The sequence below is a fragment of the Holdemanella biformis DSM 3989 genome (assembly GCF_000156655.1).
GTDB classification, from domain to species: Bacteria; Bacillota_I; Bacilli_A; order Erysipelotrichales; family Erysipelotrichaceae; genus Holdemanella; species Holdemanella biformis.
Map to the genome: position 1 here is coordinate 235,802 of NZ_DS996842.1, position 9,773 is coordinate 245,574.

The following is a 9,773-nucleotide window of genomic DNA, read 5'->3' on the forward strand; positions in this document are numbered from 1 at the left end:
AAAAGGAGTTTATTTATGACTAAATTATTCGTACACGCAAAAGTTTTGATTGATGGCGTAAGTGCTACCCCCAAATTTGATCAATTAATTTCAATTGAAGATGATAAAATCAAAGCGGTAGAAGATTATCATGAAATACAGGAAGATGTCATTGAAGTAAATACAATTACGCCAGGCTTTTTTAACTGCCATGTCCACATTCTTTATCCTGTCGGATTCGACTCAAAAAAAGAATTTAGCTTAATAGAGAAGATATTCTATGCACAAAAGCACTGTAAAGAATATCTTCAATCTGGAGTAACATTTATTCGTGTTGTAGGCACGGAAGAAAATTATGATCTACAAATTAAAGAAGCCATTCAAAATGATGTGATTCAAGGACCTCATATGTATTGTGCAGGTAAAGTCATATGTATGACAGGCGGTCATGGATGGCAAGAAGGCATTGAAGCAGATGGTAAAGATGCTTGTTTAAAAGCAGTTCGTACACAACTAAAAAGTGGTGTAGACCTCATTAAAATGATGGCTACAGGCGGCGTTATGACCAAAGGTGTAGAGCCGGGTAATGCCCAATTTAGTGTAGAAGAAATGAAGGTCATGATTGAAGAAGCTCATAAAGCAGGAAGAAAAACGGCTACACATGCCCAAGGTTTACAAGGTATTAAAAACGCCTTATATGCAGGTATTGATTCCATTGAACATGGTTGTTTTTTAGATGAGGAATGTCTTGAACTTATGAAAAAACAAAATACATTCTTAGTCCCTACCCTTTGCGCTCCTCAATGTATTATTGATAAGGGTGTAGAAAATGGAGTGGCCAAATATATGGTAGATAAAACCTTGAAGGTTAAGGATGCACACGTCAAAAGTGTTAAAAAAGCCTATAAACAAGGTATTCAGATTGCACTAGGTACAGATGCAGGTACACCATTTAACTACCACAACAATACAGCTCATGAAATGGAGCTTTTGGCAAGATTAAACATTCCAAACATGGATATTTTAAAAATCGCAACAATCAATTCTGCAAGATGTGTACGTGTTGAAAAGGACTATGGTTCGATTGAAGTAGGAAAACAAGCAGACTTAGTATGTCTTGAAGAAAATCCATTAGAGAATATTTCAAATGTAAGAAAAATCAATAAAGTTATTCAATCTGGTAAGATTGTTGTAGAAAACAATTAAAGACGGGATTATATCCAATTCCCGTCTTTTTCTATATCGATTCATTTATCGTGATCTTATTTATCTTTTTTAAAGCTACAATTTGAAATGTTTAAACAACATTCTCTTTTAATTTAAATTTTCGGGCAATAATGAATAAATCTTTTGTCCATAACTATAATCTTCAAATGCCTTCGAAACAATATCTTGGGCTAGACGTATATTCGATGTTGAAATAAAGCCATCATAAATAATGCGTCCATTAAATGGCATAATGGCTGTTTGCATCAACATAGGTGTTTTTTCTGGGGCAATGAATTGATCTAAGTTTTCATTTAATCCTTTCACCATATAATTGATACCTTCATCATTTAATACCGTATAATTCTTTTTGTATGCCACCAACAAGAAATTTTTGCGCATACCATATCTAAAATCCGAAATGATATTTAGATTGCGGAATGTAAAATTAGAAGGATTCTTTTCGATATATTCATCAATAAAACGATCCTTATCTTTCCAGAAGACTTCAATCAAATTAACAAGTTCATCGGGTTCAATATAAATATTTGGATCAATTTTTTTATTAGGAATAATTTGTTCGAATGAATTCACATAATCCAAGATACTAAAATATAGTTTATAGAATAAACGCGTATCTTTTTGTTCGATACAAGCATTTGTCTGAGGCTCATTTAACTGGCGCAGCTTTTCATTAAAATGCGCCTGATCCTTCATCTTTTGATACATATCCATACTCAAACCATAATAGTTTGGCAATGCGATTTGTACAACAGCCTTATGATAGCGATTTGAAAGTGGTTTCGAAAATTGATAAAAGAATGGAATCCATTCCATCTTTTCTTCATTGAATGTACCATTTAATAGATGATTAAAGAACTCGTCTTTAAATTGAGTTACATCCAACACTTCTTTCTTTAAAGCTGTAAAGAATTTTTTAATATCCGAATTTGTCGCATCATATCCATGATAAAAAATAGAAATATAACTATCTTGATCTAAAAATTTAGGTTCGAATCTTTCGTGTTGAATACGACTATCTCGAATGCGATCTAAAATTTCATTATAGTCCCAATATACATATTCATTCGCAAAACTATCATCAATTAATCGATAATCTTCTTTTAAATAAGCCCAGAAATTAAAAAGTGCACCTTCAATAATGGATTTATAATGAAAAGAACATGCACTGCATACAGCTTGAATCAATGAGGGTTCAATAATACCGAAAGCACGAATAATGCCAAGAATGACAATGGTTGGTTCATCGTTTTCTGCCTTTTGGTCTAAATCAATGTTTTTTACAGCCAATTTTACATTCTTTTTGAATTCTTCTGGTAACTCTTGATCATAATATAAAAACTTAGAGCTTAGTGCCGTTCTTTCAAAGCGATAGCGATCATCCTCTAAATCTTGGTTACGCAATAATCTTCTTAAAGCTTTTAATTCCCATGTCGTACAAATAGATATTAAATATTCAGGTGTATATGTTTCAATCATGTGTTCAAACATCTCTTTACGAGTCATAGAATCATAGTCAAAGTAATCATTTTGACATATTCTTTTATAAGTTTCAAAAACTTTTTCTTTGCGTAAACGATTTGCGTTTTCTAGTATACGTACCAATGAAACTCCTCCTTTTTTCGTATTATCTAAATAATTATAAACTTTAAATAAAAAAAACACAAAACAATACATTTTGTATTGCCTAAATTCATAAGTTTCCTATAATTATTTTGAGGTGTATTATGGCATTAACAATTGAAAAAGCGCAACAAATACTAGATGATTATTATGATTTAACACATACAAAATATGAGGATGACATTTCTTTGATCCATGCTCTAGAGTTTTTAATACAAGAAACAAAAAATCCTGAATATATGGTAGAACTTGGTGGTTGGTATTATGAACAAAGACAGTTTGATTTGGCGGAAGAATATTATTTAATGGCCGCTAGTCTTGAGTATGTAGATGCCTATGAATGTTTAGGATATATCTACTATTATGGTAGAGTTGGTCAACCCGACTACAAAAAAGCATTTCACTATTATAAGCTTGCCAGTGACAAAGGAAATCTTGTGGCTGCCTATAAGCTTGCGGATATGTATAAGAATGGTTATTATGTTTCAAAGGATTATTCGAAATATGTAGAAATCATTAAAAGTCTATATCCATTGATTCAAGGCGCTACAAATACTTTTGATCCGGTTCCTGAAATTTATTCTCGCCTTGCCAAAATCTATGTGGAAGAAGGTAATGAAGATCAGGCCATACAACTTTTATTGATTGCGAAAGAATTCCAATCTCAAAGATTGATTTATTCGCAATTCTTTGGAGATTTAACCATCATGAAATATATTGTGAATGATTTATATTCTCTGATTCAATTTGATCCTAACTATATGGACTTATTTGACTTATATTATGCCCTACAAAAACCTTGTAAAGTAGCTATAGAAATTCTTGGTGAGGATCATATTATTGAAGCTAAATATGAAGATGGCTTATTCTATATTTGTATGGAAAATAAAAACTATGAGGATGTAGACCAATTCTTTTTAAAAGCTAAAATAAATGGTGAACCTATATCCACACAATATGTCAATGTGAATTATATTGAGATATTAGATTAAAACAAAAGTGGTAATTACTCAAACAAAATGAGTTTTACCACCTTCTTTTTTTTGGGAAGATTGAAACAATAATTGTTTTAATATCTCATACATAATTAGGCTGTTTTCACCTCTAACTTACGTTATATGTTAGTATAAGGTGAAATCCAACAAATTTAAAAGACCTATTGCTTAAATTGAATCTTGAAGACAAAGTCTTCTCCTTCAATCACTTCATATTTCATTTTATAGTTATCTAATAGATTACGAACAATATATAATCCTAGACCATTCCCTTTTGGTTGGGTTGGATCTTGTTTGTTTTGAATATAGAAATAGTCTTGTTCGATTCCAATTTGAATTATACCCTTTTCATACGTATAGTTGATCGCATTACTAATAAGATTCGATAAAATGATATTTAGAGCCGTCTTACCAATATACATTGTTTCATCTTTTACATCATTTTGAATTCTTAATTCCTTTTGATGAATCAATACATCATATTTTTGAAGTACACGACTTAATTCATTCTTTATACAAACAATTTCTTCATCGTCTTTTAGATTTTCAATGGAATATACCGATAAAATTTGTTGGATATTCTTCGTTAAGTGATCGACTAAATCAATACAATCATCAATATAAACATCTCTATTTTTATATTTACCCACATTATATTTCATATTTTCTAAGATAATTTTAAGACTTGCCAAAGGCGTTTTTAATTCGTGGTTGGCCCCTTTAAAGAAATCGTATTTTATTTTCTCTAATCTTAAAATCTCTTTATTTTTCAATTCTAGATTGGAAATGGAATCAAGAAGTGTTTCATACAAATCATTAATTTGTGCCTTCAATTGACCAATCTCATCATTCGAATCAATTTCTAAACGAGCCTTCTTATCTAATGCCATCATTTGATCAGTTACACTTTTGATTTCAACCACATAATTTTTAATGGATTTGGCATACACAAAAGAGACAATGGCCGAAAAGCATAGAGATAGGATTAATGAGTAAGGAAGAAATTGTAAACTAAGATTTTTGGCTTGTAACTGCATGTCTGCCGTTGAAACAAATTGGAGACGAATGGTCTTTCCTGTATCCAACTTTAATTGTCTTTCCTCAATAATTAAAGAGTTATTAGAACTCTTTAAGTCGACATTTAAATTATTCTGGATCTCAACTTCATTCGATGACGTATTCTTTTTAATAAACGCTTTGATTTCATTGGTGTTAGAATAGAAATCTAAAGCTTGTTCAATATAGTCTTCCGATTTGCCATTTAAGTTTTCTGTAATTTCATTGGCCTTAGTATAGATTTCTTCTTTTCTTACATCCAAATAGGTTCTTGGAAAAATCAAATATACAAAGAGATGGATAAATAAGACAATAATAGCGATGACACTGAATGTTTGTATGCATATTTTAGGAAATATCTTTAAGTTTTTCATGATTTCTCCAATTTGTAGCCCACATTACGAATGGTCGTAATACAATCTAAGCCTAGTTTTTTACGTAATTCTTTAATATATACATCAATAACTCGATCATAAGGAACTTCTTCACTATCTTTCCAAACATGATCTAATATTTGTGCTCTAGTTAAGGCAATCCCTGCATTATCTAAAAGATATTTTAATATCTCTAGTTCTTTGGCATTGATATCAATCGTTTTACCATCTATTTTCGCCGTATAGCTTTTGAAGTTCACACAAACATTTTTATATGCAAAAATATCCTGCTTCTGTAAAAGCGCGTCAATACGAGCTTTTAATACGGGTAGTGAAAATGGTTTTTCAATATAGCCATCGGCCAAGTTTGTATAGGCATCAATTTTGAATTCTTCATTGCTGAAAGCCGTTAAGATTAAAACGGGCAAATCACTTTCTTTACGAATTTCTTTTAATACATCCAATCCATTGATATATGGAATTTGAATATCCAATATCACCAAATGAATATCTGTATTAAACTTTTCCAATGCCTCTTTACCATCTTTTGCCTGGATAATACTATATCCAGACTCCGATAGAAATTCACTTAATCCTTCGCGAATCAGTGTATCATCTTCCACTACCAATATTTTCATCATTCTTCCTCATTCATTAATTCTTTACAGTTCTTGTTTAACAAGTGTGTGGTAGCCACAACAAGTGCGACTAACATTACAATTGACATAAATATAATAACATACACTATATATTTTGGTTCAACATGAGCATCAATATGCGTCAACATCTTATTAAAGCCATCCACTTCAGCTCCACCGCCAAGTTGATTTGAGGCAGATTCTTTTGCGATTTGTTTGGCAACACCAGTGCTTACTTGATTCAATACTTTTGTGCCTAGACCTGATGCAGTTTTACTAGCGATAAAGTACGCAAAGATATAGGCAGGAATGGTTACCATACATAGTTCTAGAACAAACTGAATAAAAATCTTCGTTTTAGAAATACCTAAAGCCATTAAAATTGCGATTTCTTTTCTTCGTGCATTCATCCACATGAGCAACAATAAAGTAACAACGATACCCGCAAAGATCAAAGATCCAATAAACATTTTATTTGCGACACTATACAGACCACTTATTGATTTTTGTAGAGCCGGATAATTGGATGTACTTTTTACCAGTACATACGCATTCCAGTTAATATCTAATTTCCTTAGATTTTTAATAACTTGATCCAAATCTTTATTTCCTTTCACAAAGAATGTGGCATCTTGATATACAGCTGTTTTTTCTGTATTGCCATAAACTTTGGCAGCCGTATCCAAATCTGTGATTAGATTGTTTTCATATAATTCTTGTGCTGCTGCAACACCACCCTGATTATGACCATCAAATAAACCCTTAATGGTTACTTCTACTGTTTCATCAGCACCCTTTTCATTATCTGCATCATAGATATTTGAACGGAGTAATAGTTTATCTCCCACTTTTAAATGATTCTTTGCCGCTAAATCTTTATGCATTAAGATTTGATGTTTATCCTTACTATTTAAATGTTTGCCCTCAACTAATTTATAGGCACCCGATACAAATTTTGTTTCTTTTTTTGATTCATTCACCCCAGTAAGCATCACGGTCGATTTAAATTTAGTAAGACGCTCTTCATTTTCATTTGAAGTTAAAATGATATCATGATCGACTAAGTCAGCTACACTATTGATTCTTTTCACATATGAATCAATGTCTTTTGAAGAACAAATCTTTTCAATGTCCTTTCCCTTAACATTGCCTGCACCTCTAGGCGTGCCAAAATTGACTTGACGATTAATTTCCATTGTAAAACTATTGGTAATCGAGCCTAATGATGTATTGGACGCTTTGTTTGTCGCATCTTTAATAGAGAGTCCGACTAAACAAAGGCTTGACATAATTACAACAACAAGAAATAGAATCATTGACTTCGCACTTTTTCGAGTTACATATTTAAATGCATTCTTAAACATTCTATTCCCCCCTCTTCTTTAACTTTTTATCTTTTAATTCATAGACAACATCAGCGGCATCCGCTACCTCTTTACTATGTGTCACAACAATCACACACTTATTTCTTTCTTTAGCACGAGCCTTTAAGATATCAATAATTTCACTAGCCGTATCGCTATCTAGATTTCCCGTTGGTTCATCTGCCAAGATAATAGGTGCACTGCTTGTAAGGGCACGGGCAATCGCAACTCTTTGTTGCTGCCCTCCCGATAGTTTCATTACACTACGATTGATTTGGGATTGTTCAAGTCCTAAATCTAAAAGAATGGAAGGCGAAGCTTTAGAATTGACTAAGCGTACATTTTCTAATGGTGTTAAATAATCAATCAAATTGTAATTTTGAAACACAAGACAAATATGATTCTTACGATGATTTGTATATCCCGTTTTTGAAATATCTTCTCCTTCAAATAAAATTTCACCAGAATCTGGCTCATCAAGTCCAGCTAATAAAGATAATAAGGTTGATTTACCAGCTCCTGATTTTCCAATAATCGCATAGAATTTTCCGCACTCAAAGTTTTGATTTACTTCAAATAAAATATGTTCTAATTTTGTGTAACCATACGTTACATCTTTTATTTCTAATATACTCATTATTTATTTCTCCTAACTCAATTTTGATAATATTTCCCTTGGCTTTTTGATCATGATCATAAGACTTGCAATTAGTACAGAAACGATAATAATACTCATCAGCAAGCCATAACTTAATGTGAAGCATAACACATTATGTTTGATTACACTATAAGCACATAGAATGATTCCTGATGGAATCGATATAAATACAAGTTCGAATATAAATTGGATGATGATTTCCACCTTACTTTTACCTATAGACAACATGATACCAATTTCACGGATGCGATCTCTTAGCCATAGAACTAAGACTAAAGATAAGACAACAAGTCCACACACAATGATAGAACAAGATAGAATCTGAATCATGTGATTCATACTTTGTATAGATTCTAAAGACGATTGATAGGCATTTTTATCTTTAGACACAACATATTCACTTGAAGGATATAAGGATTGAACTTGTTTTAAACGATTTGAATCTATCGTCAATTTAGTAACCATCTTAGTATCCAGAGAATTATAATCCACAAACATAGTATTCTCACTTAAATCGGATGATAAACCTGTATAGGTTTCATGTTTCTTACCTACAAAGATGCCTTTAATGGTATAAGTATGAGAATTCAAAACTATTGTATCCCCTATTTTTAAATGATTCTTCTTAGCTAAATCCGAATGAATAAGAATAGAATTTCTATCCTTAGAATCAATATCTTTTCCGGAAGTTAAAGTGAACACGCCACTACGAAATAAAACATTTTTTGAAGTGTTATTAGTTCCAATTACTGAAACCACATTCTTATATTCTTTAGGCAAAGAATCCAGTGTTACACCCTGCTTAATAGAAACAACCTTAGCTTCTTTTAATTTAGAAACAAATTCATATTCATACACAGAATTTTCAAAAGATGTATGTTCAAATTCAGAACCATCCTTTTTTTGTACCACGATTGAACTATGACTTGCAGAATATAAAGACCGTTCTAATTGTGCGTTGTATGAAAGTATACTCAAACATTCATAAAGACTGATCAGGATAACCATAAGTATCAAAAACAAGATACCCGTTCTTACTTTTTTTCTTGTGATATATGCATAAGCATTATGTATCAAAACAACCAACTCCTTATCCGACACTATATTAGCAATCATTTATGAAATGTGTATGAAATGAAGTTATGAATTTTAAAAATTTAATCCCAAATTAATATGTATAATACAGATACAGAAAAACTACTGGATAAAGTAGTTCCTCTAAGTTTATCTAATGTAAAGACACTAGTTTAATCCTTTGCGTTTGGTGAACTAGTGTCTTTTACATTTTTCTATAATCAATAATGTAATTTTTAGTAATTAAACTAAGACTCTTATATAGACAAATATACATAGAACACATCAAAGTAATAATTCTTTGAGAAATCAAGATGTAATCCTTTTCATTCAAAGGGTAGCCATTACTACATCCAGTCGCCAACCTCTATTATAAATCAATTTCAATTGTTTCTATTTCAGTGAATTAGACAAGATTAGTCTTGACTTTTATATATATCAATTGTTTAATATTCATACAGAAAGACTACTGGATACAGTGGTTCCTCTGAATTATTCTAATGTATAGACACTAGTAATCCGTTGGCTTTGGGTGAACTAGTGTCTTTTACATTTTTCTATAATAATCAATGCGATTTTTAGTAATTCAACTAAAGCCAATATAATCATGGCAACATCAATGTATAGATAAATATACATAAAACACGTCCTCCTGCAAAAAATCGAAGGATCTACCGAGAACTCAAGCAGATTTCTTTTTTTAATTCAGAGGGTTCACCGTTACTACATCCAGTAGCCAATTTCTATTATAAAGATTCAATGTGAAAATATTGTGAATTCCAATA

Annotated in this window: 8 protein-coding genes; 2 read left to right on the forward strand and 6 right to left on the reverse strand. The window is 31.4% G+C overall.

The window, feature by feature from the left end; all coding sequences use genetic code 11:
- Positions 1 to 15 precede the first annotated feature (15 nt).
- Positions 16 to 1,185, forward strand: coding sequence for a metal-dependent hydrolase family protein (locus tag EUBIFOR_RS06195; protein WP_003865119.1), 1,170 nt, complete (start codon positions 16 to 18; stop codon positions 1,183 to 1,185).
- Positions 1,186 to 1,293: 108 nt separating this feature from the next.
- Here the strand turns inward: EUBIFOR_RS06195 and EUBIFOR_RS06200 are convergent, their stop codons facing one another.
- Positions 1,294 to 2,811, reverse strand: a complete 1,518-nt coding sequence (locus EUBIFOR_RS06200) for a hypothetical protein (protein WP_147587385.1) — start codon at positions 2,809 to 2,811, stop codon at positions 1,294 to 1,296.
- A 122-nt stretch (positions 2,812 to 2,933) separates the two neighbouring features.
- Here EUBIFOR_RS06200 and EUBIFOR_RS12170 point away from each other — a divergent pair, with 122 nt between their 5' ends.
- Entirely contained in the window at positions 2,934 to 3,821 is an 888-nt protein-coding gene (locus EUBIFOR_RS12170; protein WP_003865121.1) for a tetratricopeptide repeat protein, read from the forward strand.
- A 164-nt stretch (positions 3,822 to 3,985) separates the two neighbouring features.
- Here the strand turns inward: EUBIFOR_RS12170 and EUBIFOR_RS06210 are convergent, their stop codons facing one another.
- The 5 genes from EUBIFOR_RS06210 to EUBIFOR_RS06230 are packed head-to-tail and all read right to left on the reverse strand — an operon-like array spanning position 3,986 to position 8,991.
- The gene (locus EUBIFOR_RS06210) at positions 3,986 to 5,254 is read right to left on the reverse strand and encodes a HAMP domain-containing sensor histidine kinase (RefSeq protein WP_003865122.1); all 1,269 of its coding nucleotides are present in this window, start codon (positions 5,252 to 5,254) and stop codon (positions 3,986 to 3,988) included.
- Positions 5,251 to 5,895: a response regulator transcription factor gene (locus EUBIFOR_RS06215; RefSeq protein WP_003865123.1), complete on the reverse strand. Its 645-nt coding sequence runs from the start codon at positions 5,893 to 5,895 to the stop codon at positions 5,251 to 5,253. The genes EUBIFOR_RS06210 and EUBIFOR_RS06215 overlap by 4 nt, the downstream gene beginning before the upstream one ends.
- On the reverse strand, positions 5,892 to 7,256 hold the full coding sequence (locus EUBIFOR_RS06220) for an ABC transporter permease (RefSeq protein WP_003865124.1): 1,365 nt from the start codon (positions 7,254 to 7,256) through the stop codon (positions 5,892 to 5,894). Before EUBIFOR_RS06220 ends, EUBIFOR_RS06215 begins: the two co-directional genes overlap by 4 nt.
- A gap of 1 nt (position 7,257) precedes the next feature.
- The gene (locus EUBIFOR_RS06225) at positions 7,258 to 7,893 is read right to left on the reverse strand and encodes an ABC transporter ATP-binding protein (RefSeq protein WP_003865125.1); all 636 of its coding nucleotides are present in this window, start codon (positions 7,891 to 7,893) and stop codon (positions 7,258 to 7,260) included.
- A gap of 12 nt (positions 7,894 to 7,905) precedes the next feature.
- On the reverse strand, positions 7,906 to 8,991 hold the full coding sequence (locus EUBIFOR_RS06230) for an ABC transporter permease (RefSeq protein WP_040466257.1): 1,086 nt from the start codon (positions 8,989 to 8,991) through the stop codon (positions 7,906 to 7,908).
- Between the last annotated feature and the right edge of the window lie 782 nt (positions 8,992 to 9,773).